General features: G+C 69.4%; 21 protein-coding genes. 6 read left to right on the top strand and 15 right to left on the bottom strand.

Translation table 11 applies throughout. The annotated features are described in order from the left end of the window. Positions 1 to 88 precede the first annotated feature (88 nt). From phoH2 to IF11_RS37845, 4 genes are all read left to right on the top strand, one after another. Entirely contained in the window at positions 89 to 1,423 is a 1,335-nt protein-coding gene (gene phoH2 / locus IF11_RS0119905) for an RNA 5'-3' helicase PhoH2 (protein WP_030353003.1), read from the top strand. 388 nt (positions 1,424 to 1,811) lie between these two features. After that, positions 1,812 to 2,522 carry an aggregation-promoting factor C-terminal-like domain-containing protein gene (locus IF11_RS0119900; protein ID WP_030353002.1) on the top strand — a complete coding sequence of 237 codons (711 nt, stop codon included), beginning with the start codon at positions 1,812 to 1,814 and terminating at the stop codon, positions 2,520 to 2,522. Positions 2,523 to 2,672: 150 nt separating this feature from the next. Further along, the gene (locus IF11_RS0119895; protein WP_051746064.1) at positions 2,673 to 4,052 is read left to right on the top strand and encodes an AI-2E family transporter; all 1,380 of its coding nucleotides are present in this window, start codon (positions 2,673 to 2,675) and stop codon (positions 4,050 to 4,052) included. After that, positions 4,049 to 4,819: a hypothetical protein gene (locus IF11_RS37845; protein WP_051746063.1), complete on the top strand. Its 771-nt coding sequence runs from the start codon at positions 4,049 to 4,051 to the stop codon at positions 4,817 to 4,819. The genes IF11_RS0119895 and IF11_RS37845 overlap by 4 nt, the downstream gene beginning before the upstream one ends. 85 nt (positions 4,820 to 4,904) lie before the next feature. Here the strand turns inward: IF11_RS37845 and IF11_RS0119885 are convergent, their stop codons facing one another. After that, on the bottom strand, positions 4,905 to 5,435 hold the full coding sequence (locus tag IF11_RS0119885; RefSeq protein WP_030352999.1) for an alkyl hydroperoxide reductase: 531 nt from the start codon (positions 5,433 to 5,435) through the stop codon (positions 4,905 to 4,907). A 6-nt stretch (positions 5,436 to 5,441) separates the two neighbouring features. Beyond that, positions 5,442 to 5,996 (bottom strand): peroxiredoxin, encoded by a 555-nt coding sequence (locus tag IF11_RS0119880; protein ID WP_030352998.1) that lies wholly within the window; start codon positions 5,994 to 5,996, stop codon positions 5,442 to 5,444. Positions 5,997 to 6,143: 147 nt separating this feature from the next. Here IF11_RS0119880 and IF11_RS0119875 point away from each other — a divergent pair, with 147 nt between their 5' ends. Further along, positions 6,144 to 7,154 (top strand): hydrogen peroxide-inducible genes activator, encoded by a 1,011-nt coding sequence (locus IF11_RS0119875; protein ID WP_078490789.1) that lies wholly within the window; start codon positions 6,144 to 6,146, stop codon positions 7,152 to 7,154. 19 nt (positions 7,155 to 7,173) lie between these two features. Here IF11_RS0119875 and IF11_RS0119870 read toward each other — a convergent pair whose 3' ends face one another. From IF11_RS0119870 to IF11_RS0119850, 5 genes are all read right to left on the bottom strand, one after another. Next, positions 7,174 to 9,579, bottom strand: coding sequence for an FtsX-like permease family protein (locus IF11_RS0119870; RefSeq protein WP_030352996.1), 2,406 nt, complete (start codon positions 9,577 to 9,579; stop codon positions 7,174 to 7,176). Then, positions 9,576 to 10,262 (bottom strand): ABC transporter ATP-binding protein, encoded by a 687-nt coding sequence (locus IF11_RS0119865; RefSeq protein WP_030352995.1) that lies wholly within the window; start codon positions 10,260 to 10,262, stop codon positions 9,576 to 9,578. Before IF11_RS0119865 ends, IF11_RS0119870 begins: the two co-directional genes overlap by 4 nt. Next, positions 10,259 to 10,783 (bottom strand): PadR family transcriptional regulator, encoded by a 525-nt coding sequence (locus tag IF11_RS0119860; RefSeq protein ID WP_030352994.1) that lies wholly within the window; start codon positions 10,781 to 10,783, stop codon positions 10,259 to 10,261. Before IF11_RS0119860 ends, IF11_RS0119865 begins: the two co-directional genes overlap by 4 nt. A 69-nt stretch (positions 10,784 to 10,852) precedes the next feature. Next, on the bottom strand, positions 10,853 to 11,149 hold the full coding sequence (locus IF11_RS36785; RefSeq protein ID WP_051746062.1) for a type II toxin-antitoxin system antitoxin: 297 nt from the start codon (positions 11,147 to 11,149) through the stop codon (positions 10,853 to 10,855). After that, complete coding sequence (locus IF11_RS0119850; RefSeq protein ID WP_030352992.1) at positions 11,095 to 12,039, bottom strand: SPFH domain-containing protein; 945 nt, start codon at positions 12,037 to 12,039, stop codon at positions 11,095 to 11,097. Before IF11_RS0119850 ends, IF11_RS36785 begins: the two co-directional genes overlap by 55 nt. Positions 12,040 to 12,297: 258 nt before the next feature. On the opposite strand from IF11_RS0119850, the gene IF11_RS0119845 reads away from it, so the two are divergent. After that, positions 12,298 to 14,529, top strand: coding sequence for a transglycosylase domain-containing protein (locus IF11_RS0119845; protein WP_030352991.1), 2,232 nt, complete (start codon positions 12,298 to 12,300; stop codon positions 14,527 to 14,529). A 70-nt stretch (positions 14,530 to 14,599) separates the two neighbouring features. On the opposite strand, the gene IF11_RS0119840 is transcribed toward IF11_RS0119845, so the two are convergent. From IF11_RS0119840 to IF11_RS0119805, 8 genes are all read right to left on the bottom strand, one after another. Next, positions 14,600 to 16,063, bottom strand: a complete 1,464-nt coding sequence (locus IF11_RS0119840) for a catalase (RefSeq protein ID WP_030352990.1) — start codon at positions 16,061 to 16,063, stop codon at positions 14,600 to 14,602. Between the two features lie 186 nt (positions 16,064 to 16,249). Beyond that, a complete protein-coding gene (locus tag IF11_RS0119835; RefSeq protein ID WP_030352989.1) occupies positions 16,250 to 18,127 on the bottom strand; it encodes an ATP-binding SpoIIE family protein phosphatase in 1,878 nt (625 codons plus the stop codon). A 333-nt stretch (positions 18,128 to 18,460) separates the two neighbouring features. After that, positions 18,461 to 19,174 carry a hypothetical protein gene (locus IF11_RS0119830; RefSeq protein WP_133243222.1) on the bottom strand — a complete coding sequence of 238 codons (714 nt, stop codon included), beginning with the start codon at positions 19,172 to 19,174 and terminating at the stop codon, positions 18,461 to 18,463. A 17-nt stretch (positions 19,175 to 19,191) separates the two neighbouring features. Then, positions 19,192 to 21,543: a DUF6571 family protein gene (locus IF11_RS0119825; protein ID WP_051746061.1), complete on the bottom strand. Its 2,352-nt coding sequence runs from the start codon at positions 21,541 to 21,543 to the stop codon at positions 19,192 to 19,194. Further along, positions 21,540 to 21,953, bottom strand: coding sequence for a hypothetical protein (locus tag IF11_RS0119820; RefSeq protein ID WP_240627606.1), 414 nt, complete (start codon positions 21,951 to 21,953; stop codon positions 21,540 to 21,542). Before IF11_RS0119820 ends, IF11_RS0119825 begins: the two co-directional genes overlap by 4 nt. Positions 21,954 to 22,125: 172 nt before the next feature. After that, entirely contained in the window at positions 22,126 to 22,800 is a 675-nt protein-coding gene (gene fomD / locus IF11_RS0119815; RefSeq protein ID WP_030352985.1) for a cytidylyl-2-hydroxypropylphosphonate hydrolase, read from the bottom strand. Positions 22,801 to 22,874: 74 nt separating this feature from the next. Beyond that, a complete protein-coding gene (locus IF11_RS0119810) occupies positions 22,875 to 24,272 on the bottom strand; it encodes a class II fumarate hydratase (protein ID WP_030352984.1) in 1,398 nt (465 codons plus the stop codon). 167 nt (positions 24,273 to 24,439) lie between these two features. Next, positions 24,440 to 26,128 (bottom strand): fumarate hydratase, encoded by a 1,689-nt coding sequence (locus IF11_RS0119805; protein WP_030352983.1) that lies wholly within the window; start codon positions 26,126 to 26,128, stop codon positions 24,440 to 24,442. Positions 26,129 to 26,173: the final 45 nt, after the last annotated feature.

Here is a 26,173-nt window from a genome sequence, read left to right as displayed (position 1 = left end):
AGTCCGGCCCGCGCATGGGGTCAGGACCCGGCCCACCCGCCCGCGACGCCGTCGCACCCCGACCTCATCCGAGGGGGTACGTCCTTCCGTGGTGACCAGCACAAAGCGCCGCATGCCCGACAGGCGCACCTACGTTCTCGACACCAGCGTCCTGCTGGCCGATCCGAACGCCATGTCCCGCTTCGACGAGCACGAAGTGGTGCTCCCGATCGTGGTGATCACGGAGTTGGAGGCCAAGAGGCACCACCCGGAGCTCGGCTACTTCGCCCGGCAGGCGCTGCGCCTGCTCGACGACTTCCGCATCCGGTACGGCCGTCTCGATGCCCCCATCCCCCTGGGCGACCTGGGAGGCACGCTGCGCGTCGAGCTCAACCACTCTGATCCCGGCATCCTGCCCGCCGGCTTCCGCTTGGGGGACAACGACTCACGGATTCTCGCGGTGGCCCGCAATCTGCAGGCCGAGGGGTACGACGTCACGGTCGTCTCCAAGGATCTGCCGCTGCGTATCAAGGCGTCATCGGTCGGGCTTCTCGCCGAGGAGTACCGCGCCGAGCTCGCCATCACCGAATCCTCCAGTTCCTCCGGCTGGACGGGGATGAGCGAGCTGTCCCTCGCCGCGGATCAGGTGGACCTTCTGTTCACCGAGGACTCCCTCTATGTGCCCGAGGTGAGTGACCTGCCCGTGCACACGGGTCTGGTGCTCCAGTCCGAGCGCGGCAAGGCGCTCGGCCGGATCACCGCGGAGGGCCAGGTCCGGCTCGTCCGCGGGGACCGCGAGGCCTTCGGGATCCATGGCCGCAGCGCCGAGCAGCGCATCGCGCTCGATCTCCTCCTCGACCAGGACATCGGCATCGTGTCGATGGGCGGCCGGGCGGGCACCGGCAAGTCGGCGCTGGCCCTCTGCGCGGGGCTGGAGGCGGTCCTGGAGCGCCGGCAGCATCAGAAGGTGATGGTCTTCCGGCCGTTGTACGCGGTCGGCGGGCAGGAGCTGGGCTATCTGCCCGGCACCGAGGCCGAGAAGATGAGCCCGTGGGCGCAGGCCGTCTTCGACACGCTCTCCGCGGTCGCCGGCCGTGAGGTCATCGAGGAGGTGCTGGGGCGCGGCATGCTCGAAGTGCTGCCGCTCACGCATATCCGCGGCCGGTCCCTGCACGACGCGTTCGTCATCGTCGACGAGGCCCAGTCCCTGGAACGGAACGTATTGCTGACCGTTCTGTCCCGTATCGGGGCGAACTCCCGGGTGGTGCTCACGCATGATGTCGCCCAGCGCGACAATCTCCGGGTGGGGCGTTACGACGGAATTGTCGCCGTCGTCGAGAAACTCAAGGGGCATCCGCTCTTCGCGCATGTCACGCTCACCCGCTCCGAGCGTTCACCGATCGCGGCGCTTGTGACCGAAATGCTGGAGGACGGTCAGATCTAACCCCGTATCACCACACTTGGCGCCGCCCGGCGAAAGCGCAGCAGCTTAGCCGGGCGGCGCTGTGTCGCGCCGCTATTTCCGTGATTCTTCCGGGGCGAACAGGGTGTGAGCTTTCCCACGCAACGAAGAATTGCCTCCCGCCGTTACCTTCCGGCAGAGTCTTGCTTCCGTCAGGCCCCGCATGCGGCACACGCGCATCTCCAGAGATGCGGCACCACACAACTCAACAACTGCCGCCGTATGCCGCCCGCGCACCACGCGGCAGTCCCCGCAGGGGGGTTGCCCACCGGGCCCGTGTCTCCCGTGACCCCGCAGTACGGAGACCAGTGCCAGGGGCACGATTGCGTCCGCGAGGTCACGTGTGCGGATGATGCTGGAAGGACACCGTGTGAGCCGGATCTCGGTCCGGGGATTCGCCGTGGCATCTGCCACTGCGGTCACCACCGTCGGCGCTGTCGTGGGTGTTGCCTCGGGCGACCCCCAGGTCTCGGACGACAATTTCGAGGCGACCGCAGCCGACATGACGCTCCTCGCTGACATCCCCGCGGGCCAGCAGGCCCAGGTGCAGACCGCGTCGCTGACGCAGCAGGCCGACGTACAGGCCGCCGCCGCCGACGCGACCGCCAAGAAGTCAGCGGAGGAAGCGGCCCGTATCCAGGCTGCCAAGGACGCCAAGGCGAAGAAGGAGGCCGCCGACGACGCGGCCGAGCGCGAGCGCAAGGCCAAGGAGGCCGAGGAGCGCGCGAGCCGTGACGAGGTCCGTTCCGCCTCGGCTTCGGCCTCGTCCTTCCCCGCGCAGGCCTCGTACACCGTCGCCGAGGTCAAGGCGATAGCGCGGCAGATGGTCCCCGCGGACCAGTTCCAGTGCTTCAGCAACATCGTGAACCACGAGTCCACCTGGAACTACCGGGCGCAGAACGCGTCTTCCGGTGCCTACGGTCTCGTGCAGGCGCTTCCCGGCTCCAAGATGTCCTCGGCCGGCGCCGACTGGCAGACCAACCCGGCCACACAGATCAAGTGGGGCCTGAACTACATGGACGGCCGGTACGGCAGCCCCTGCGGCGCCTGGTCGTTCTGGCAGGCCAACAACTGGTACTAGGGCGTGACCGGCTGAATCCGGTCCCGCCGGCGCTCAACCTCACGAAGCCCCCCGCCGTCCTACGGCGGGGGGCCTCGCGCGTGTACGGTCGATTCGAACGTGCTCCGGGGGAGTGAGTTGGGGACAGCGCAGGGGGGAAGAGGAAGCTTCATGTCGAAAGTGCCCGCATGGCTCGGTCAGGTCGGTGCCGAACTGACCCGAATGGGAGAGCGGCTGGACCAGCGCAGGGCCGAGGCCGAGGAGGAGGACCGGCCGGTCCCCAGGGCCGCGCCCGAAAGCGTCCCGCCGCCCCCGGCGTACGCCCCCTCCGTCGCGGCCAAGCCCGACCCCGTCGCCGCCATCCCCTGGGGGATGCGGGTCGCGGGCGAGGCGGCCTGGCGGCTGCTCGTCCTCGCCGGGCTGCTCTGGGTGCTGATGCGGGTCATCGGCGCCGTACAGCTGGTCGTCATGGCCTTCGCCGCCGGTCTGCTGATCACGGCGCTCCTCCAGCCCACGGTCGCCTGGCTCAAGCGGCTCGGCATGCCCCGCGGACTGGCCACGGCGCTCACCGCGGTCGCCGGCTTCGTCCTCATGGGGCTGGTCGGCTGGTTCGTGGTGTGGCAGGTCATGGAGAACATCGACGATCTCTCCAACCGCGTCACGGACGGCATCAACGAGCTGAAGCGCTGGCTGCTCGACAGCCCGTTCCATGTGACCGAGGGCCAGATCAATGACATCGCGAAGACCCTGAGCGATGCCGTCGGTTCCAACACCGAGAAGATCACGTCCGCCGGGCTGCAGGGCCTGACCGTGATCGTCGAGCTGCTGACCGGCATCGTCCTCGCGATGTTCTCGACGCTCTTCCTGCTCTACGACGGCAGGAAGATCTGGCACTGGACGCTCAAGCTCGTCCCGGCCCAGGCCCGTGAGGGCGTCGCCGGAGCCGGGCCGCGCGCCTGGCGCACCCTGACCGCGTATGTACGCGGCACGGTCCTGGTGGCGCTGATCGACGCGCTCTTCATCGGTCTGGGGCTCTACTTCCTCAGTGTCCCGCTGGCCGTGCCGCTCGCGGTCTTCATCTTCCTCGGCGCGTTCATCCCGCTGGTGGGCGCGCTGGTGTCGGGTGCGCTGGCGGTGGTCGTCGCGCTGGTCACGCAGGACGTGTTCACGGCGCTGATGGTCCTGTGCGTCGTCCTGGGGGTCCAGCAGATCGAGGGGCATGTGCTGCAGCCCTTCATCCTGGGCCGTGCGGTACGGGTGCATCCGCTCGCCGTCGTGCTCTCCGTGGCGATCGGCAGTCTGGTCGCGGGCATCGGCGGGGCGGTGGTGGCGGTGCCGCTGGTGGCGGTGACCAACACGGTCGTCGGCTATCTCCGCGCGTACAGCGCGGAACAGGCCCTGCCGGACTCACCCGCGCGGGAACCGGACCCGTCGTCGTCCCCGGCCCCGGCCTCCTCTTCGGCCCCGTCCCCCGAGGAGGCTCCGGAAGCCCCGGCCGTGGCGCCGTCGGCCAGGCCCGCCACCGCCGAGGCCGGGGACGGCCGGGAGTGATCTCCGAGCCGGAGCTGGAGGGCGAGGACGGCGGGCAGGACCGCACGCAGCCGCCGGCCCCGGAGACTCCCCGGGAGCCCGACGGCTCCGGGACGGTCGTCGGCGACGGCTTACCGACACCGCCGCCGCACCGCGTACGGTGGCTCTGGGCCCTCGGCGGCGCGGTGGTCGCCTCCGCCGTCTGGGCGGGCGGACTGTACGTGTACGACCGGACGGTGCCGGATCTGCGCGGCTACCGGATCAGCGAGGACCTCTGCCTGGACGCCGATCTGTCCGCGCTCTCCGAAATCCTCGGCGGACAGCGGGAGTCGCGGCACGCGGTGGAGGAACAGCGCGCCATCGACCGGTCCTTCTGCGATGTCACGATGATGCCGGGACGGCCGGGCGAGGCGAAGGACGACGCCCTGCCGACGTCGTACTCGTCCGTCACCGTCAACTACAGCCTGCACAAGGAGACCGACCCGGCACCGGAGTTCGAGGCGACGCTGACCCCGCTCGCGCTCTCCCATGTCATCGAGCGCAAGACCAAGCGGATCCCGGAACTGGGCGAGCGGGCCTATCTGATGACGGACTCGGGCGGATACACGCCGGAGCTGAAGGTCCTCGACGGCCGGGCCGTGTTCTCGATCGGGATCGTGAGCCAGTCCATCAGCCAGGGCCCACCCGCTGACGGACAGCCGGCGGATCCGGAACCGATCGATCCCGCCGTCCTCGAACCCGCCATGGTCGAGGACATGAAGGCGCTGATGGCCGCCGTCAAGGAGTGACCGGACAACGGGGTTACGCAACAGGCCCCCGCGCTCCACATCCGGGTGGAGGGCGGGGGCCCTGTTCCGTACAGGCTCTACCCGTTCAGGCGAGCACGGCCTCGGCGTCGAGCGTCGTGCCGACCGCCTGGATCACCGCGGCGATCTTGAAGGCTTCCTGGATCGTCTCGCGGTCCACACCGGCCGTGCGGAGCACCTGCTCGTGCGAGTCGAGGCACTGGCCGCAGCCGTTGACGGCGGAGACGGCGAGCGACCAGAGCTCGAAGTCGACCTTCTCCACCCCCGGGTTGCCGATGACGTTCATCCGCAGACCGGCCCGCAGCGTCCCGTACTCGGGGTCCGACAGCAGATGCCGGGTCCGGTAGAAGACATTGTTCATCGCCATGATCGCGGCGGCCGACTTGGCGGCGGTGTACGCCTCGGCGCTCAGATTCGCCTTCGCCTCCGGCTCCAGCTCGCGCAGCACCCGCGCCGAGCGCGAGGCGATCGCGCAGGCCAGCACGGTGCCCCAGAGCTGCTGCGCCGGCAGCCCGCTGTTGCCGATGACCGAACCGAGGTTCAGCCGCAGGTCCTTGGCGTAGTCGGGCAGGGCCGACTTCAGTTCATCGAGGGCCATCGGGGATCACTCGCCCGACAGGAGCTTGACGGGGTCGAGGGTGTTCTCGCCCTTGTTCCAGTTGCACGGGCACAGCTCGTCGGTCTGGAGGGCGTCGAGCACCCGCAGGACCTCCTTGGGGTTACGGCCCACGGAACCGGCGGTCACCATCGTGAACTGGATCTCGTTGTCCGGGTCGACGATGAAGACGGCGCGCTGCGCGAAGCCGTCCGCGCCCTCGATGCCGAGGTCGCGCATCAGCTCGTGCTTGGAGTCGGCGAGCATCGGGAAGGGCAGGTCACGCAGGTCCGGGTGGTCCTTGCGCCAGGCGTGGTGCACGAACTCGGAGTCGCCGGAGAAGCCGAGGATCTGGGCGTCACGGTCGGCGAACTCGTCGTTCAGCCGGCCGAAGGCCGCGATCTCGGTCGGGCACACGAAGGTGAAGTCCTTGGGCCAGGCGAAGATGACCTTCCACTTGCCCTCGTAGGTCTTGTGGTTGATCTCCTCGAACTCCTTGCCCTTCTCCAGCGAGACACAGGCAGTCAGTTCGAACGAGGGGAACTTGTCACCAACGGTGAGCACAGGCTCTCCTTGTGGGGGTGGGAAGTCCCTTTTGGGGTCTTCCGGGCGGTCGGGCGGCTCACTGATGGTGGCACAGTCAGCATTGATCATAGAAATAGCTAGACTCGGTCGCCGTGATCGGAGGTACCTATCAGTGAGGTCGGTTCAGTGGGGTCGGGGTCAGTCACGCAGCACATCAGGCAGTCCGGCCCGCGCGGCAAACAGCCCAGCCTGTCCCAGCTGCGCGCCTTCGCGGCGGTGGCCGAGCATCTGCACTTCCGGGACGCGGCCGCCGCGATCGGGATGAGCCAGCCCGCGCTCTCCGGCGCCCTCTCGGCGCTGGAGGAGGTCCTCGGCGTCCAGCTCGTGGAGCGTACGACCCGTAAGGTGCTGCTCTCCCCGGCCGGCGAGCGGCTGGCGTCCCGGGCGATGGCCGTACTGGACGCGGTGGGCGCGCTGGTGGACGAGGCCGAGGCGGTACGGGCGCCCTTCACCGGCGTCCTCAGGCTCGGCGTGATCCCGACCGTCGCGCCGTATCTGCTGCCGACCGTGCTCCGGCTGGTCCATGAGCGCTACCCGGAGCTCGACCTCCAGGTGCACGAGGAGCAGACCTCGTCCCTGCTGGACGGTCTGGCCGCGGGCCGGCTGGATCTGCTGCTGCTCGCCGTACCGCTCGGTCAGCCCTCGGTCACCGAACTGCCGTTGTTCGACGAGGACTTCGTCCTGGTCACCCCCGACGACCACCCCCTCGGCGGCTGCCGCGATCTGCCGCGCGAGGCGCTGCGCGAACTGCCGCTGCTGCTCCTGGACGAGGGCCACTGCCTGCGTGACCAGGCGCTGGACATCTGCCGGGAGGCGGGCCGCGCCGACGGCGTGCCCGTGACGACCACGGCGGCCGGCCTGTCCACGCTGGTGCAACTCGTCGCGGGCGGCCTCGGGGTCACGCTGCTGCCGCGTACGGCCGTACAGGTCGAGACCGGCCGCAACGACCGGCTCGCCACGGGATACTTCGCGGACCCCGCCCCGGCGCGCCGGATCGCGCTGGCGATGCGTACGGGGGCGGCGCGGGGCGGGGAGTTCGAGACCTTCGCCGACGCGCTGCGGGAGTCCCTGCGAGCCCTCCCGGTACGTCTGACCGCTCCGTCGCCGGAAGCCCCGCGCGTGCCGCGTCAGAGCTGACACCGCACCCGTCGTACGGTCACTCCGACCGCAGGCCGTCCGGCCGCATCATCCGCCACAGGGGCGGCAGGCTGGCCACCGTCACCAGCAGGATCACCGCGATGCCCGCGCCCGCGAAGGGGGCGAAGACCCACCAGTCGGCGACCGGTTTGGCGACCATGTCCAGCAGTACGGCGCCGAGGGTCAGACCGCCCGCGATGGCCAGCAGCGTGCCGAGCGCGACCGGGATCGCGGTCTGCCAGAGCACCGACCAGGCGAGTGTCGAGCGACGGGTGCCGACGGCCACCAGGACCGACAGCAGGCGTCTGCGCTCGCGCAGTTGCTCGATCTGGGAGACCAGCACGCTCGCGGCGATCAGCGCCATCGTGGCGGTGCCGCCGGCCAGCAGGCCGGTCTGCACGCTCGCGTACCGCCTGTCGCGTTCGACGGCCTTGGGCGTGATCACCCGCATCGTCGGATCGAGCGCGGCCGCGGTGTTGCGTACGTACTCCTCGGCGTCCGCGACCCGCTCGTCGATCCGGATCGTGGCGATGGTCAGCGCGTCGGGCACGCGGCTCGGGTCGAGGGCGCCCGGGGTGGCGAGGATGCCGTGGTTCTTCCTGCCCACCGGGTCGGTCCTGGCCTCGACCGTACGGGCCGACGCGGGCAGCGTCCACAGCGAGGGCGCCCGGACGCCGTTCGCGGTACGGGTGCCGAGGTCGACCGGCTTGCCCGGCCTGGCCGTCTCGTCGACCCAGTCGTTCTGCTCCTTCCGCCCCGGGATATGGGACACGAAGGCGTCTCCGTCCGCGCAGGACGGCAGCTCGGCCAGTTCCCGCAGGGTGGCGCAGGTGCCTACGGTCAGGATGGTGGTGGGCTGGATCTCGTGCGGGGCCACGGGTCCCGGCCTGACCACATAGCTCTCGGCCACGGCGACGGCCGCCGTGACGCCCTTGGTGCCGCGGAAGCCGTCGGTCATCTCCTGGGCCAGCCGGCCGCTGCCGTACGACGCCTGGACGGTGATGTTCGCCCGCGTCGGGTCCTGACCGGTGGGCCTGACGAATTCCTCGTGCATCCCGGCGAACATCATCTGAACGGCGATAGCGCCCGCCACCGCCGCGGTGATGCCGATGACCGCCCGGGACGCAGAGCCGCCGCTCAGCTGGAGCCGGCGGGCGGCGAGCTGCCACGGCACCGGTCCGCCGGTCAGCCCCGCCACCACGGCCTCGACGAGCCAGGGCAGCAGAGTGGTCAGCCCGACCAGCACCAGCACCGCGCCGGCCGCGATGGGGTACGGATCGACGGCGGTGCCCTCGCCGACCGTTCCGACCGTGCTCAGGACGGTGACACCGACGACGGGCATCAGCAGCCGCCACCACAGCCGCCGGCGCCGGGGGCGGGCCTCGCGTACGACACCCAGCGGTTCGATGGTGACCGAGCGCAGCGCGACCAGCGTCACCACGACCGCCGCCACCGGTACGGCCGTCACGATCAGCGCGACGAGCTGCGGCGCCGGGACCAGATCGGCGGGGAAGGCGCTGAGATTCCACAGCCGCACCCCGCCCGTCAGCGGCCGCAGCGCCAGGAAGAGCCCGAATCCGGCGAGCAGGCCGAGCGCCGCGCCGAACAGCGCCTCCCCGGCCGCGATACGCCGGGTCATCGCGATATCGGCGCCCACCAGCCGCAGCGCCGCGAGTCTGCGGTCCCTGCGGTCGCCGCCGAAGCGGACGGCGGTGGCGATGAAGATGACCACCGGCATCAGCAGCACCACAGAGATCAGCACGATCAGCACGATCAAGTACGGGCTGATCGGCGAGGGTCGCACGACGGAGCCGTAACCGGCCGTCCGATGGCCGCCCTTGGCCGTGGTGAGGGTGTCACTGCCCGCGTAGAAACGGAGTTCCTCCGGATCGAGCAGACCGGCGCCGGCGATGGTGCCGGTGACACGATGGCCGAGCCGCTCCTTGAGGAGCGCGCCGCCGGGCGAGTCCAGCAGTGTCCGCAGGGCGGGGGAGACCACCATCTCGCCGGGCCCCGGCACCTTCGCGACACCGGGCGGCAGCGGCGGGCGGGCGCCGTCCGGGCGCAGCAGCTGGCCGCCGACGGTGGAGCCGCGGTACTCGGTCCCCGCGTTGATCCACACCAGCGTCGTGTCCGAGCGCGGCACCGGCGCCCCGTCCGCCACCTCCGCGACGGCGCGTGCGCCCTCGCGCTCGGCGCGCGCGTCGATCAACTGCGGCACGGACGCGGCGAAGAAGAGGAGGGTGACACCGAGCCCGACCCCCACGGCGGTCAGGAGGGTACGGATCCAGCCCTCGCGTCCGCCCGCGGCGGCGAACCGTACACCGAGCCCGAGATCCCGGGCCCAGGTGCGGAGCCGGCCGGGCGCCCGCTTGGGGACCGGGCGAGCGTACGTGGCGGACCCGGGCCGGTCGAGGAGCGTCATACGGTGAACTCCGCCTCCCGGGCCTTGCCGTCCCGCATGATCACCTCTCGGTCCGAGTAGGCGGCGACCCGCGCCTCGTGGGTGACCAGGACGACGGCGGCGCTGGTGGACCTGGCCGCCTCGGTCAGCAGCTCCATCACCCGCTCGCCGTTGAAGGAGTCGAGCGCGCCGGTCGGTTCGTCGGCGAAGATCACGCGCGGTGAGCCGGCCAGGGAGCGGGCGACCGCGACGCGCTGGCCCTGTCCGCCGGAGACCTCGCCGGGGCGCTTGGCCCCGACATCGGCGACCTCCAGCCGCTCCAGCCACTCCCGCGCGGCGCGTTCGGCGTCCTTGCGCCGGACGCCGGTGAGCCGCAGGGGCAGCGCCACGTTCTCCAGGCAGGTCAGTTCGGGGACGAGCTGGCCGAACTGGAAGACGAAGCCGAACTCGCCGCGGCGCAGGGCGCTGCGCTCGGCGTCCGGCATATCGGTCAGCACCCGGCCCTGATAGGTGATCGTGCCCGAGTCGGGGGACACGATCCCGGCGAGGCAGTGCAGCAGCGTCGACTTGCCCGAGCCCGACGGGCCCATGACGGCGACGACTTCGCCCGGGTGGATCGAGAACGTCACTCCGTCGAGCGCGGGGGTCGGTCCGTACGACTTGCGCAGCTCGTCGGCGATGAGCAGGGAGCCGGCGGGGGTCATCGGCGTATCGCCGTGGCGAGCCGGTCCAGCCGGGCCGCGGTCAGCTCCAGCCAGCGCAGATCGGCCTCCAGATGGAACAGCGCGTGATCGCAGATCAGCTGGTCGGCGAGGTCGCCCTCGCGCTTGCGCGCGGTGAGGTCCCGCATCATCCGCAGATGCTCGGCGCGCTGGGCGTCGAGCAGATCGGCGGCGCTGCGGCCGGTGAGCAGCGCGATGACGACCTTGGTGTAGAGGGTCGACTGGAGGTACGGCTCCGGGCTCTCCGGCTGCGCGAGCCACCGGCCGACATCGGTGACCCCGGCCTCGGTGATCGCGTATCTCTTGCGCTCGGGGCCGCCGCCGGCCTCGACGCCGTCGACCACGACGAGCCCGTTCTTCAGCAGCCGGGACATGGTCGAGTAGACCTGTCCGTAGTGCAGGGGGCGGTCGCGGCCGAATTGATCGTCGAAGGACCGCTTGAGGTCGTATCCGTGGCGCGGTCCCGACTCCAGGAGTCCGAGAAGAGTGTGGCCGATTGACATGCGGAGCACTCTACACCGCGTGTATACATCACATGTATAGCGCTGGTCCGGCGACCTTCCGAGGGTAGGTCACTCCGTCTCGGGTGTCACCGGAGTGGCTGATTCCGTACCTGCCGACGGGCGCGTCTTCGGCGGCCGGCCCCGGCGCGGGATCGGCGCCGCGTCGGCGGGCAGCCGGCCCGCCTCGCCCAGGGCCCGGCGGAGCAGGAACTCGATCTGCGCGTTGGCGCTGCGCAGTTCGTCGGACGCCCACCGTGCGAGGGCGTCGTACACCGCCGGGTCCAGTCGCAGGAGCACCTGCTTGCGTTCGGTCACTGGTAGAGCGTGCCCGTGTTCACGACCGGCTGGGCGGCCCGGTCCCCGCAGAGCACGACCAGCAGATTGCTCACCATCGCGGCCTTGCGCTCCGAGTCCAGTTCCACGATGTCCTGCTCGGTGAGCCGGGTGAGCGCCGCCTCGACCATGCCGACCGCGCCGTCCACGATCAGCCGGCGGGCCGCGACGACCGCGCCCGCCTGCTGGCGCTGGAGCATCGCCGAGGCGATCTCGGGCGCGTAGGCGAGATGCGTGAAGCGGGACTCGATGATGTGGACACCGGCCGCCTCCACGCGCGCGTGCAGTTCGACGGCGAGCTTCTCGGTGATCTCCTCGGCGTTGCCGCGCAGCGAGAGACCGGTCTCCTCGTGGGCGTCGTACGGGTACTCGATGGCGATGTGCCGTACGGCCGCCTCGGTCTGTGTGGAGACGAACTCCAGGAAGTCGTCCACCTCGAACATCGCCTGCGCGGTGTCCTCGACCTTCCAGACCACGACCGCCGCCAGCTCGATCGGGTTGCCGTAGGCGTCATTGACCTTGAGGACGGCCGTCTCGTGGTTCCGTACCCGCGTCGAGATCTTGGTGCGGGAGGTGAGCGGGTTCACCCAGCGCAGTCCGTCGGTACGGATCGTGCCGCGGTAGCGGCCGAAGAGCTGGACGACCCGGGCCTCGCCCGGCGCCACCATGTTCAGTCCGCACATCGCGAAGAACGCGGCGATCCCGAGGAGTACGCCGATCACGATCAGCGCCGCCTTCAGCCCGGCCGAGCTGAGCGTGGCACCCAGGACGATCAGGGCGACGCCGGCGACGAGACCGAGCAGTCCGAGCAGCAGGGCGAGCCCGCCGCCGATGCTGTGGGCGGGATTTTCCCGGACCCGTGGTGCGGGCATCTCGGGTATGTCGTCCGTCGCGGATGACGTAGGTGTGCTGGTGGAGGCCATGTTCCATCCCCGTTTCCGGTCCACTGCCGCCGATGGGCGGTAGCTAGCATTGTGATTACACATTATGCCCTGCCGCAACCCTCTGACGCTCCCAGGAGTCGGTTCAAGTGGGTAGGTGCTGATTGTCACGTCCCAAAAGACCTGATCGGCGCCCTTTGTCACAGCAAGCGGTGTTAGCTTTCTGAGCTGATTCCGGTGGGTGAGCGGCTACGGACGAGTGACGAGTTCTGACGGCAAGAGAGCGGAGCGTTGACGGCGATGGGCCGAGCGGAAGCCAGACGGGGGAGCCGGCGCGGAGCGCGCCGCGCCGCGAAACCGGGCGGCATACGCCGCTTCTTCACGCTGAGAAGACTGCTCGGTACGTTCTTCGGGCTCTGTCTGCTCGCCATGGGCGGGCTGCTCGTGCTCTATTGGCTGGTCCCCGTGCCGAGCGCCAACGCGCAGGCCGAGATGCAGAGCAACGTCTACAAGTACAGCGACGGCACGATCCTCACCCGCACCGGCAAGATCAACCGTGAGATCGTCGGCCTGGAGAAGATCCCCAAGGACGTCCAGCGCACCTTCGTCGCAGCCGAGAACAAGTCCTTCTACCAGGACTCCGGCGTCGACATCAAAGGTACGACCCGCGGCCTGATCAACACCCTCTCCGGCAAGGGCAAGCAGGGCGGCTCGACCATCACCCAGCAGTACGTCAAGAACTACTACCTGAACCAGGACCAGACGGTCACCCGCAAGCTCAAGGAGCTGGTGATCTCCCTGAAGGTGGACCGGAAGAAGAGCAAGAGTGAGATCCTCGCCGGGTACATCAACACCAGTTACTACGGCCGCGGCGCGTACGGCATCCAGGCCGCGGCCCAGGCGTACTACGGGATCGACGCCTCCGCGCTGAACGTCTCCCAGGGCGCGTATCTCGCCGCGCTGCTCCAGGCTCCCAGCCAGTACGACTGGGCGGCGGCCACCGCCACTGGCAAGAAGCTGGTCACCGAGCGCTGGAACTATGTCCTCGACAACATGGTCAAGCAGAAGTGGCTCGATTCCACCACCCGCTCGGGGCTGAAGTTCCCGGTGCCGCACGCGCCGAAGGCCGCCCCCGGGATGGAGGGCCAGGCCGGGTATCTCGTCGAGGCCGCCAATGACGAACTGGCCCGCCAGGGCGTCGACAAGGCGGAGATCGCCAAGGGCGGCTGGACGATCACCCTCAATATCGACGAGAAGCGGCAGAAGGAGCTCGTCCAGTCCGTCGACAAGCAGCTGGAGAGCAAGCTCGACCGCAAGAACAACAAGACGGACGCGACGGTCCAGGCCGGCGCCACCTCCGTCGACCCGAAGACCGGCCGGGTGGTCGCGCTCTACGGCGGTACGGGCGCCACCGAGCACTGGATATCCAACGCCACCCGCACCGACTACCAGCCCGCCTCGACCTTCAAGCCGGTCGTGCTCGCCTCCGCGCTGGAGAACGGCGCGGAGACCCAGGACGGCCGGAAGATCGGTGTCAACACGAGGTACGACGGCACCAGCAAGCGGCCGGTCGAGGGCAGCGACACCCCGTTCGCCCCGGAGAACGAGGACAACCGCGACTACGGTCCGGTCAGCGTCCAGACCGCGATGAACAAGTCCATCAACTCCGTCTTCGCGCAGATGGTCGTGGACGTCGGCCCGCCCGAGGTCAAGAAGACCGCCCTGGACCTGGGGATGCGGGACAAGGGCTTCCCCGAGCGGCCCGCGATCACCCTCGGCACGATGAACGCCTCCACGTGGGACATGGCGGGTGTGTACGCGACGCTCGACAACCACGGCAGGAAGATCACGCCGACGATCGTCAAGTCCGCCGAGCACAAGGACCGTACGGTCGAGCTCCCCGACCCGGTCGGGAAGCAGGTGATCAGCCGGGAGACGGCCGACACCGTCACCGGTGTCCTCCAGGGCGTCGTCGACAACGGCTCGGGCTTCGAGGCCAATACCTCCGCCTATGACGCGGCGGGCAAGACCGGTACCTCGGAGAACAACAAGTCCGCGTGGTTCGCCGGCTACACCCCGCAGCTCACCACCGTCGTCGCACTGTTCGGCGAGTCCACCAAGGAGGGCGGCGGACAGGTCACGCTGACCGGCACCGCCAACTCCGGCCGGGCCAACGGCGGCGGCTTCCCCGCCAGGATCTGGGCCGGCTACACCCTGGACGCGCTGAACGGCGGTTCCGACGCGACGTTCGACCTGAACATCCCGGCGCCCGTGCGGGAGACGCCGTCGACGCCGGCGGCCCCGAGCACCCCGGAAGAGACCCCGTCCACGGATCCCTCGCCCTCGGCGCCCCCGGAGCCCACCCCGTCCGACTCGACCCCGAGCCCGCCCCCCTCCGAGCCGCCGGTGGAGAGCTCACCGAGCACGGAGCCCGGCGGAGGAGGCCCGAGCAGCCCGGGGAACAGCGAGTCGCCCGCTCTCCCGCCGGGCGCGGGCAACCCCAACGACGGGTCGGCGCCGGTCCGCCCGTAACGCGGACACCATGCGGGACGCGGTCGCCGGGCGCGCTGATCACAGCGCGCCCGGCGACCGCGTCTGTACGTCAGCCGCCGTTCGCCTTCTTGGCGATCCGGTCGCCGATCACCTTGTCGATATTGCGCCAGTACTGGAGCGCCCGGTCCAGAACAGGACGGGACACGCCCTGCTTCAGATGCCCGGAGACATTCGACACCAGCCGGTCGCGTGCCGCGTCGTCCAGCACCTGACGGACCTGCGTGCCCGCCTGGCCCCAGTCGTCGTCCTCGCGGTGCAGCTTGTACGCCTCGCGCACCATCTCACCGGCCGCCGCCCAGCCCGCCGGGTCGCCGAACCGGTCGACGTCGGCCGCGGGGCCGCCGTACGAGTTCGGCGCGTACGGCCTCGCCGCGTTCGACGCCTCGTACCGCATCGGGCCGTCCTTGGCGTACGAATTGACGTGCGAGCGCGCCCTGTTGGGCGGCAGCTGCGCGTAGTTCGGGCCGATCCGGTAGCGGTGCGTGTCCGGGTACGAGAAGAGCCGGCCGAGCAGCATCTTGTCCGGGGACGGGCCGATGCCCGGCACCAGATTCGAGGGCTCGAACGCGGCCTGCTCGATATGGATGAAGAAGTTGTCCGGATTCTTGTTGAGCGTCATCCGGCCGACATCGATCAGCGGGTAGTCGCCGTGCGGCCACACCTTCGTCAGATCGAAGGGATTGAAGCGGTAGTCGGCTGCGTCCTCGAACGGCATGATCTGGACCTTCAGGCTCCAGGTCGGCGCGTTCCCGGACTCGATCGACTCGTACAGATCACGGCGGTGGTGGTCACCGTCCGAGCCCGCCATCTCGTCGGCGTCGGCCTGGGTGAGGTAGTCGATGCCCTGATCGGTCTTGAAGTGGTACTTCACCCAGAACCGCTCACCGGCGCCGTTCACCCACATATAGGTGTGCGAGCTGTAGCCGTTCATATGCCGGAAGGACGCCGGGATGCCCCGGTCGCCCATCAGCCAGGTGACCATGTGGGCGGACTCGGGGGAGAGCGTCCAGAAGTCCCACTGCATGTCGTTGTTGCGCAGTCCGGTGGCCGGGTGGCGCTTCTGCGAGCGGATGAAGTCCTGGAACTTCATGGGGTCGCGGACGAAGAAGATCGGCGTGTTGTTGCCGACCATGTCGTAATTGCCGTGCTCGGTGTAGAACTTCAGGGCGAAGCCACGGGGGTCGCGCCAGGTGTCGGGCGAGCCGAGCTCACCCGCGACCGTCGAGAACCGGGCCAGCATGTCGGTGCGCCTGCCCGGCTGGAAGAGGTCGGCCTTGGTGAACTGGCTGACGTCATGGGTCACTTCGAAGAAGCCGTACGCACCCGCGCCCTTCGCGTGGACCACCCGCTCGGGGACCCGTTCCCGGTTGAACTGGGCCATTTTCTCGATGAGGTAGTGGTCCTGCATCAGGATGGGGCCGTCGGGGCTGATGGAGAGCGAGTGCTCGTCGCTCTCCACCGGAATACCGGCGTTGTTGGTCGTGTAGGGAGTCTTGGGGGATGACGCGGACACGTGCGGGCCTCCCGTCGCTAGCGGGCCCGGGAGACGAGGGGGCCAGGGGACCAGGGAGTGATCCCAGGCCCTGTCCCGGGCTGGGACAGCGGTCGCTACGGCCGCCTGCCCCAGCTAACCTCTACGACACCTTGTCGGCAACATATGCCTTTGGGGTGGTTTCATCCCCTATGCCCCCTGTGTCCCCTAGGTCCGCGTCGGGATCTCGAACCAGACCACCTTGCCGGTGGAGAGCCGGGTCGCCCCCCAGCGCCGCGCCAGCCGGTTGACCAGGAACAACCCCCGGCCGCCCTCGTCGGTGTCACGGGCCCGCCGCTGCCGGGGCAGCTGCGGCGAATCGTCCCCGACCTCACAGCGCAGTACGTCCGTACGGAGCAGCCGCAGCGTCACCGGCCGCTCCGCGTACCGCACGGCATTGGTCACGACCTCGCTGATCAGCAGCTCGACCGAGTCGCTCAGCTCCTCCATGCCCCAGCGGGCCAGCGCCCGGCGGGCCAGCCGGCGTGCCCGGCCCGGAGCCGCGTCCTCTGGTTCCAGGAACCAGTACGCGACATCACTGGGCGCGATCCCGTCGAAACGGGCCGCGAGCAGCGCGATGTCATCGTCGCGGTCGCCGGGGCCCAGGACATCGAGGACGTCGTCGCAGAGCGCCTCCAGCGGCGGCGAGTGGTCGGGCCCGGTCAGTTGAGCGGTGGACGCGAGCCGCTCCCGCAGCTGCTCGATCCCCGTCCACACGTCCCGCAGCCGGGACTCGACGAGCCCGTCCGTGTAGAGGAGCAGGGTCGCTCCGGCGGGCGCGTCCAGCTCGACGGCCTCGAAGTCCACCCCGCCGACCCCGATCGGCGCGCCGGGCGGCACCCGGAGCACCTCTGCCCGGCCGCCCAGGTGCAGCAGTATGGGCGGCGGATGACCGGCGTTGGCGATGGTGATCCGGTGCGAGACCGGGTCGTACACCGCATAGAGGCAGGTCGCCATCCGGTCCGTGCCGAGCCGCTGCGCCTGCTCGTCGAGGTGGTGCAGGACTTCCTGCGGCGGCAGGTCCAGCCCGGCGAGGGTCTGCGCGGTCGTCCGCAGCTGGCCCATGATCGCCGCGGAGGTCATGGAGTGGCCCATGACATCGCCGACGACCAGCGCGACCCGGCTGCCGGGCAGCGGGATCGCGTCGTACCAGTCGCCGCCGACCCGCGCGGTCTCGGCGGCCGGCAGATAGCGGGAGGCCAGCCGTACGCCGGTGGGCTGGGGCAGATTCTCCGGCAGCATCGTGCGCTGGAGCTCATCGGCGATATACGCCTCGCGGCCGTACAGCACCGCCTTGTCGATGCCCAGCGCCGTATGCGTCGCCAGCTGCGCCGCGACCAGCAGATCGTTCGGCTCGAAGGCGGCGCGGTCCGGCCTGCGCAGGAAGACCGCGGCGCCGATGACCCGCCGCCGGCCGCGCAGCGGCGCGAGGATCGCGCGGTGTCCCGACGGTACGGTGCGGTCGGCGCCGAGCAGCTCGGGCAGCGCGGCCCGGGCCGCGGCCGAGTCGCCGAAGACCGGGCGTACGCCCCGCAGCACCTCGGAGAGCGCGCCGCCGGAGCGCACCTCGCACAGCTCGGCGGCCGGCATCACATCCGACTGCGGGTCGAGGATCGGCAGCCGCAGCCCCTCGCTGATCTGGAGCGGGATGCCGCCGCTGCCCTCCGTGTCGTCGTCGGTCAGCCGCAGCCGGTCCGTACGCCGCAGCCGCAGCACGAACGGCGCCACCGGGCGCTCGTCACCGACGGGCAGCGGATCACGAAGGTAGACCAGTATGGCGTCGGAGAACGTCGGTACGGTCGCCCGGCACAGCCCGAGCACGATCTCGTCCAGATCTATGCCGCGCGCGATACGCCGGGTCGCGGCCCCCACGAAGCGCAGCCGGTCGCCCTCGCGCCGCGCCGTAGCGACGGGGTCCGGCGCCGGGGCCGGCACCGCGGGCTGCGGCACGGCGGAAGCACCGGCTTCCTGCCGCGGCCGGGTGCGTTCCTGCGGCCGGGCAACCAGGGGCTGCCGGCCTTCGTGGGAGGGGGGATGCTCCGTCACGCGTGGGATTCCGTCCGTCCGGGCCGGGGGTGCGATGCGATCGTTTCGACTGGCGAAACTACCGCGCGGCAGGCGGCGTCGACAGGGCGGCAGCCCTTACGCACGGCTCCACCCCCTCGTAGTGGCTCACGGTCGTTGTTGTGCGGTCGTTGCGGGCGAACAGTGTGACGTGCGGTGTCGTGTGTGGTGTGACCAACGGTCAGTTGGCTTTCCGTACCGGTCTGTTGCCCCGCTCCGGTCTTCCGGAGGACGATCCTACGTTTCAACCCCGGGGGCGTATCAAGGATCTCACGAGGTCGTATGCGTCCGAGCGCGTTCCCGGACGTGAATCGGTCACTTCACCGGGAGTGGGGTGAGCTCGCCCAGCGTCTCGGGGAGACCGCTCTGCTTGAAGCAGCCGAGCTCCTTGGCCAGGGCGACGGAGGCGGAGTGGAGGATACGGACTTGGGCTTCGCGCTTCTGGGCCCGGGGTTCCGCGTCGAGACCCGTGGTGCCGGCCGTCGCGATGAGGCCGAGGCCTTGGCTGTCCTGGCCGGAGGCGGACGGGCAGGAGAAGAACAACGAGGCGCCATCGTCGTAGGAGGCGGCGTCCCCGATGGCGAAGCGGGTGGTGTTGTACGTGCTGTGGGTGCGCTTGCCGCCGGTGGGCGGGGTGTCCTTGTACCACTGGAAGGTGATCCACAGAGCGCGCGCACTCGGATCACTCCCTTGGGGGGAGACACTGCACAGCATGCGCTCCGGCTTTCTGCTGGACTCCTTCAGATCGGCGACGAGTACTCCAACGAGTTGCTTCATGGACTGACTGGTGTCCGGACCCGGCTGGAATTTGTCGGTACCGCTGATCTGTTGGAGGGCGGCTGCCGCTTCTTCACGGAGGGAGCCGTCGCACACCGCGTCCATGCTGATCAGGGGGGACGACGCCGCTCCCGTCGGCTCACGAGTGGAGTCGGATCCGTCGGGGTCCCCGGAGCAGCCCACGGCCGTCCCCGCTGCCGTGATGGTCAGCAGGGCGGTCACCACCCATGACCGGAAGGCATTGGTTTTCATCCGCACTGTCTCTCGCCTCACTCCGTGACCGGCAGACTGCCGGCGAACTCCTTGGCCTGGCTCCCCGAGGTGTATCCCGTCTTCTGCGCACTCTGAAAGAGCAGCTTGAGTTCTCGGTATTCGACGTTGTGCCGCTCATCAGGGTCGACCCCTTCCAGGACCGACCTGGCAGGGGTCCAGGAGGACTGGATCCCTGCCTCGTAGATCGCGCTTACCTTGCCCTGCCGTACGTCGGCGAGATTACGGTGCTGCGATTCCCCGTACGCGTCCAGGTTGGATTCGATCTGGCTGGTCAGCTGGTCCTCAACCTGACCTGCCACGATGGGCACCACAACGGCGGCCGCACCAGACGCGGGCTCGGGGACGAAGGAGAAGGCCGTGCCCGTGATCGCTCCGATGATCGCCTTGTCCCGCTCGGTCCGTGCGTCGACGGACGCGTTGTAATCCGCTTCTGCCTTGGCCCCGTCTGCCGTGAGCTGGTCGCCCCACGCCCGGTCCAGAATGCCCTGGACCTCGGCGCCCTTCATGATCGCGGTCTCGGCATCGGTCGCAGAGACATCCCCGTTGGGCTCGATGACCGGGGGGTTGGCATCGAGCATCGACGTGGTGTAGATCTGCTGGGCGCTGCCCATGACCTTGTACGTGTCCTCATTCTGGCCGAGGGTGCCCAGGAACCGCTGAGTGTCGCCCGCATCGAAGCGCGGGCGTTCCTCCACCGTGCGCCCGCCTCCGTGCAGCGGGTCCGCGAAGAGTGATCGGTCGTCGTCACTGCCGTCCAGGCCCCAGTTGAGGTCGTCGACGTAGGCGGCGCCGATACGTGCCAGGCTGTCCTCGATCCCCGCCTGCTTCTTCATCAGCGCAGAGCCGCTCTCCTGGGTCCTCTTCTCGTCCGTCCCCTCGGCGGGCTGCCCGTACCGCTCGATGACCCGCTCCGCAACCGACGCCGTGTCCGCGTCCCTGTGCAGCACGGGCGGGTTCGCGTCGTACGCCGAGCCCTTGGTGGCCGACTCCAGCGCGTGGCCCAGCGAGTCGTGGCCCGCGATGCCCTTCGCCTTGTCCGACACCTGGTCCTGCATCCAGTCGCGGTCCTGGGTGAGGTAATCGAAGTTGGCGTCCGAGTTGAGGAACTCCGTGGAGGCCTCGGAGTTGTGCCCCAGCGCCTCCATGAAGCCCACCATCGGGTCCCTGCCGCCGTCGTCGTCGTCTCCGTAGTGCAGCCGCTCGTAGGAGCCCGAGCGGTCCCACGGCAGGACGTCCTCGCGGCTGACCCGGCGCTGCAGGCCGCCGTACTCGTCCGTGGTGTTCTTCTTCTCGAACGCCATGAGGTCCGTGCCGTAGTCGTTCAGGAACTTCTGGTCGTACGTCCCGTAACGCATCAGATTGCTCATGACCTGGTAGCCGTACACCCGGTTCTGCCCGGGCCCGTTGATGTCCTTGGGGCCCTCGGCGAGCAGCTGCCGCTTCCAGGTGTCCATGTCCGCGCTGTCGGACCGCGTGGCGGTCGCCAGAGTGCCGCCGAGGCCCTGCTCCAGCGCGCCCAGGAGCTTCATACGCTCCTTCTGCTCGGGCGACAGGCCGGTCCGGGAACGCGGGCTGACATAGAACTGCGAGTCGTCCGCGAAGTCGGCGTACAGCTCGACCATCTTCTTCGGGCCCACATCCTTCGCGAAACGCTCGGCGAACAGCGGGTCGTTCTGGTTTCTTTTGAGGTAGTTGTTCAAGGAGGCCAGCTCGGTGTTGGTCGCGTCGGATCCCTTGGCGTAGATCTTCGCGGCCTCGTCGGCCTCCGCGATCTTCTGGGCCGCCTGGTCCCGGTCCTTGTACGGCTTTCCACCGGAGAAACCGGTGTCGGTCCCGTCGACCAGCGCGCGCAGTACCGTCCCCGCGGTGGTGTCGCTCGTGGTGGCCGCCTTGAGTATGCGCTCGACCTCGTCCCGGAGGTCTGTCACATCCTGGGGCGTGTGCTCGGGCACCTCCGTGCCCTTGGCGGCCCGGTCGGGATGGATGTTCATCGTGACGGTGAAGCCGCCGTCGGTGCTCGTGACGGTGAGGTTCTTCGCCGCGCCCCGGGCGATGGCGTCCTTGAGCTGCCCCTGGTAGCCGATCAGCTCGGCGCGGGTGTCCTGGAGGATATTGCGGATGGAGGTCGCCTGGGTGACGGCGTCGGCGAACTCGCGCGCCGTCTTGGTGATGAACTCCCGGGTGACCGTGGCGTTGTAGCCCGCCCAGTCCGCTTTCTGGGCCCGTTGACGCAGCCCCGTCTCGGCCTCGGTCTTCAGCTTCTCCAGCTTGCCGATCATGGCGGTCCAGTCGGTGACGGCCTCACCGAGCTGGGCGAAGGAGGCGAACCGCAACGCGTCCGGATTCATCGTCGCTGGTCCCTGTCATCGAATCCCGCGTCCAGCTCGGAGATCTTGCTGATGGCGGTCAGCGCGTGCTCGTCGTCCTTGCGGTGCGCCGTGTTGGAGTATTCGAGGTGGTTGGAGATATGGGCGCACGCGTCCAGGACGGTGCGTACCTGCGCTTCCCACCGGTCGACGACATGCGACAGCGCCCTGCCCACGTCGAAGTCGGCCTTGAGCCCGGTCGCGGCCGAGGCACTGGCGGCCTTGGCGTGTTTGCCGTCTCTCTCCAGATGGCCGAAGAGCTGGTAAGCCGCGTCGCCGAGGGCGGCCAGCGACTTCTGGCTGACCCGCAGATCGCCCCGCGTACCGCTCTCGGAGCCCGTACCGGCCCCGCCACGGCCGCCGTTGCCGTCATCGAGTCCGTTGAGTCTCATGTGCGTGGTGTTCCGTTCGGCTGACTCGGCCTTCAGTCGCTCCCACTCGTCCCACGCCACAACAGAACTCCCCGTGCACCGAATAATCGAGCAAAATTAACAACGTCAGGTTTCCGCGATGTTTCTGACGCTTGGTCATTCGGAAGGCCCCGCACGGATGTTCAGTGCAGGTTCAGGGCGTGAGCCGCGCCGCCGTGCGGTCCCAGTCCGCGGGCAGCTCCGGCACCGGCCAGTGCGGCTCCGGCCGCCAGTGTTCCCAGCCGTCGCTGAACGGGGCGCCCCACGCGTTGATCACCTCGACCGCCGCGCGGCCGGCCTCCCCGACGCGGCGGGCCTGCGCCGGTGCCATCAGGCCGTCGTGCTGTGCCTGCGCGAACTCGTCCTCGTCGCGCCAGCGCCAACTGCGGTCCGGATAGACGTCGATGTCGAGGAAATGGTCCTCGGAGTCGATGCCCCCGGCCCAACGGGTACGCGGCTCCTCCAGGTTGACGTACCAGTTCTGGAACCGCCAGCCGCGCTCCCACCACAGCCACACCGACCACGGCTCGCCGGGTCTGGCCAGCTTCAGGACGCCCATCCCGTACCAACGGTCGCGCACCACCGTGCGCGGCTTGGTGTAGCGGGTGGCCAGCGGCTCGCGGTGGACCGGGGTGCCGTCCGCGAGGGCCGGCCGTACACACGGGGTGTCCGGCGCGAGCCAGGCCGCGAGCAGGTCGTCGGTGTCCTGCACGACCGTGACGGGACGGCAGATGTGCACGCGGTCCCCGGCGTTCTCCCGGTATCGCCACAGGATCTGTGTGCCGGGCGCCCAGTGCTGTCCGTTCGTCGCCCTCACCGTCGCTGTCATGCGCAGATCTTAGGCGGTGGCGTGCGGGGCGCCACGGCACACCTCACGTATTCACGGCCGCGTCATCCGAGGCTTCACGGGCGCGTCATCCGCAGCACATCCAGCGCCTCGTCGAGCTGCTCCAGCGTGAGATCCCCGCGCTCCACATAGCCGCCCGCCAGAACCGTCTCGCGGATCGTCATGTGCTCGGCGAGCGACCTCTTGGCGACCTTCGCGGCCTCCTCGTACCCGAGGTACTTGTTCAGCGGGGTGACCACGGACGGCGACGACTCGGCGTACTCGCGGGCCCGCTCGACCTGGGCCGTGACGCCGTCGACCGTACGGTCCGCGAGCAGCCGGGAGACGTTCGTGAGCAGCCGTACGGACTCCAGGAGGTTCTTGGCGATCACCGGGAGCATCACGTTCAGCTCGAAGTTCCCGGCGGCGCCGGCCGTCGCGACCGTGGCGTCATTGCCGATGACCTGCGCGGCGACCATCAGCACGGCCTCCGGGATCACCGGATTGACCTTGCCGGGCATGATCGAGGAGCCGGGCTGGAGATCGGGGAGGCTGATTTCGGCCAGTCCGGTGCGCGGGCCCGAGGCCATCCAGCGCAGATCGTTGGCGATCTTGGTGAGGGAGACGGCGAGCGTACGGAGCTGGCCCGAGGTCTCCACGAGTCCGTCGCGGGCGCCCTGCGCCTCGAAGTGGTTACGGGCCTCCGTCAGCGGCAGACCGGTCGCGCGGGCGACCTCCGCGATGACGGCCGCGGAGAAGCCGGGCGGCGTGTTGATGCCGGTGCCCACCGCCGTACCGCCGAGGGGAAGCTCGGCGAGCCGGGGGAGCGAGGCGGCCAGCCGCTCGCCCGCGTACCGGATCTGCGCGGCGTAGCCGCCGAACTCCTGGCCCAGGGTGACGGGCGTGGCGTCCATCAGATGCGTACGGCCCGACTTCACGACGTCCCGGAACTCCTCGGCCTTGCGCTCCAGGGAGGCGGCGAGATGGTCCAGCGCCGGCATCAGCTCGCCGGTGACGGCGGCGGTCGCGGCGATATGGATGCTCGACGGGAAGACATCGTTGGAGCTCTGCGAGGCGTTCACATGGTCGTTCGGGTGGACCTCACGGCCGAGGCGCTCGGTGGCGAGCGTGGCGAGCACCTCATTGGTGTTCATGTTCGAGGAGGTGCCGGAACCCGTCTGGAAGACATCCACCGGGAAGTGCTCGTCCCAGCGGCCCTCCGCGACCTCGGCCGCCGCGTCCTGGATGGCGTCCGCGATGTCCTTGTCGATCACACCGAGATCGGCGTTGACCTTGGCGGCGGCGGACTTGATCCGGGCCAGGGCCTCGATATGGGCGCGTTCCAGCGGCTGTCCCGAGACGGGGAAGTTCTCCACCGCGCGCTGTGTCTGGGCACGCCACTTCGCGTGCGCGGGGACCCGTACCTCGCCCATGGAGTCGTGCTCGGTCCGGTACTGGTGCTCGTCGGTCGTCATCGTCGTCGTACCTCCTGCAAGGGTGAGCGTCCGGCTGATCCGATGTGTTCCCCGTACGTTCCCCCGAGGCGTCCCCCCGGAGTGTCGTGGAGACGGGAACGCCCTCCCCGGAGGAAGGCCGGGGAGGGCGCGTCGAAGAGGCCGTGCGGGGCCCGTACGGGGGAGCGTCAGGCGAGACCGGGGCCGCGGACCGGGATGCTGGTGAACGTCGGCGCCGGGGCCGGCTCGGTGAAGAAGTCGTTGCCCTTGTCGTCCACGACGATGAACGCGGGGAAGTCCTCCACCTCGATCTTCCAGACCGCCTCCATGCCCAGCTCCTCGTACTCGACGACCTCGACCTTCTTGATGCAGTCCTGGGCGAGCCGGGCCGCCGGGCCGCCGATCGAGCCGAGATAGAAGCCGCCGTGCGCCCCGCAGGCGTCGGTGACCTGCTTCGAGCGGTTGCCCTTGGCGAGCATGACCTTCGAGCCGCCCGCCGCCTGGAACTGCTCCACGTACGAGTCCATCCGGCCGGCGGTCGTCGGGCCGAACGAGCCGGAGGCGTACCCCTCGGGCGTCTTCGCCGGGCCCGCGTAGTAGACCGGGTGGTCCTTCAGGTACTGCGGCATCTCCTCGCCCGCGTCGAGCCGCTCCTTGATCTTGGCGTGCGCGATGTCACGGGCCACCACGAGCGGGCCGGTGAGCGAGAGCCGCGTCTTGACCGGATACTTCGTCAACTCGGCGAGAACGTCGTCCATCGGACGGTTGAGGTCGACCCGCACGACACTGGGTCGATCAGCGGCTTCGCCGCGGGCCTCGTCGAGGTGTTCGTCGGTGGTCTCCGGGAGGAAGCGCGCCGGGTCCGTCTCCAGCTGCTCCAGGAAGACGCCCTCGGCGGTGATCTTCGCGACGGCCTGCCGGTCGGCCGAGCAGGAGACGGCGATCGCGACGGGCAGCGAGGCGCCGTGGCGCGGCAGCCGCACCACCCGTACGTCGTGGCAGAAGTACTTGCCGCCGAACTGCGCGCCGATCCCGATCTTCTGCGTCAGCTCGAAGACCTTCTCCTCCAGCTCCTTGTCACGGAAGCCGTGGCCGGTGGGGGAGCCCTCGGACGGCAGCACGTCCAGGTAGTGCGCGGAGGCGTACTTCGCGGTCTTGAGCGCGAACTCGGCGGACGTACCGCCCACCACGATCGCCAGGTGGTACGGCGGGCACGCGGCCGTACCGAGCGAACGGATCTTCTCCTCCAGGAACTTCATCATGGAGGACTCGTTGAGGACCGCCTTGGTCTCCTGGTAGAGGAACGACTTGTTGGCGGAGCCGCCGCCCTTCGCCATGAAAAGGAACTTGTACGCGCCGCCGTCGGTCGCGTACAGCTCGATCTGCGCGGGCAGGTTCGAGCCGGTGTTCTTCTCCTCCCACATGGTGAGCGGAGCCATCTGCGAATAGCGCAGATTCAGCTTCGTGTACGCGTCGTAGATTCCATGCGAAAGGGCTTCCTCGTCGCCGCCGCTCGTCAGTACGTTCTGCCCGCGCTTGCCCATCACGATCGCTGTACCGGTGTCCTGGCACATGGGCAGCACGCCCGCCGCCGCGATATTCGCGTTCTTGAGGAGGTCGAGCGCCACGAACTTGTCGTTCGAGGACGCCTCGGGGTCGTCCACGATCCTGCGCAGCTGGGCGAGATGGGCCGGGCGCAGATAGTGCGAGATGTCATGCATCGCCTCGGCGGCGAGCGTACGCAGCGCCTCCGGCTCGACCTTGAGGAACGTACGGCCGTCGGCCTCGAAGGTGGAGACACCTTCGGCGGTCACCAGCCGGTACGGCGTGGTGTCCTCTCCCAGCGGAAGCAGATCCGAGTACGCAAACTCCGGCATTACGGCCATTCCTCACTCGACAGACAGCGGCGTGGCCTCCATTGG

Origin of the sequence: Streptomyces scopuliridis RB72, assembly GCF_000718095.1 — a bacterium.
Classification (GTDB): domain Bacteria; phylum Actinomycetota; class Actinomycetes; order Streptomycetales; family Streptomycetaceae; genus Streptomyces; species Streptomyces scopuliridis.
This window is presented reverse-complemented; position numbering and strand designations above follow the sequence as displayed.

Bases quoted from the DNA above. Each gene is read 5' to 3' on its own strand.
- fomD (WP_030352985.1), bottom strand. From the start codon at position 22,800: ATGACAGCGACGGTGAGGGCGACGAACGGACAGCACTGGGCGCCCGGC.
- IF11_RS0119885 (WP_030352999.1), bottom strand. From the start codon at position 5,435: ATGGCCCTCGATGAACTGAAGTCGGCCCTGCCCGACTACGCCAAGGAC.
- IF11_RS0119820 (WP_240627606.1), bottom strand. From the start codon at position 21,953: ATGAGACTCAACGGACTCGATGACGGCAACGGCGGCCGTGGCGGGGCC.
- IF11_RS0119865 (WP_030352995.1), bottom strand. From the start codon at position 10,262: ATGACCCCCGCCGGCTCCCTGCTCATCGCCGACGAGCTGCGCAAGTCG.
- IF11_RS0119860 (WP_030352994.1), bottom strand. From the start codon at position 10,783: ATGTCAATCGGCCACACTCTTCTCGGACTCCTGGAGTCGGGACCGCGC.
- IF11_RS0119850 (WP_030352992.1), bottom strand. From the start codon at position 12,039: ATGGCCTCCACCAGCACACCTACGTCATCCGCGACGGACGACATACCC.
- IF11_RS0119870 (WP_030352996.1), bottom strand. From the start codon at position 9,579: ATGACGCTCCTCGACCGGCCCGGGTCCGCCACGTACGCTCGCCCGGTC.
- IF11_RS0119810 (WP_030352984.1), bottom strand. From the start codon at position 24,272: ATGACGACCGACGAGCACCAGTACCGGACCGAGCACGACTCCATGGGC.
- IF11_RS0119845 (WP_030352991.1), top strand. From the start codon at position 12,298: ATGGGCCGAGCGGAAGCCAGACGGGGGAGCCGGCGCGGAGCGCGCCGC.
- IF11_RS0119825 (WP_051746061.1), bottom strand. From the start codon at position 21,543: ATGAATCCGGACGCGTTGCGGTTCGCCTCCTTCGCCCAGCTCGGTGAG.
- IF11_RS0119830 (WP_133243222.1), bottom strand. From the start codon at position 19,174: ATGAAAACCAATGCCTTCCGGTCATGGGTGGTGACCGCCCTGCTGACC.
- IF11_RS0119805 (WP_030352983.1), bottom strand. From the start codon at position 26,128: ATGCCGGAGTTTGCGTACTCGGATCTGCTTCCGCTGGGAGAGGACACC.
- IF11_RS0119895 (WP_051746064.1), top strand. From the start codon at position 2,673: ATGTCGAAAGTGCCCGCATGGCTCGGTCAGGTCGGTGCCGAACTGACC.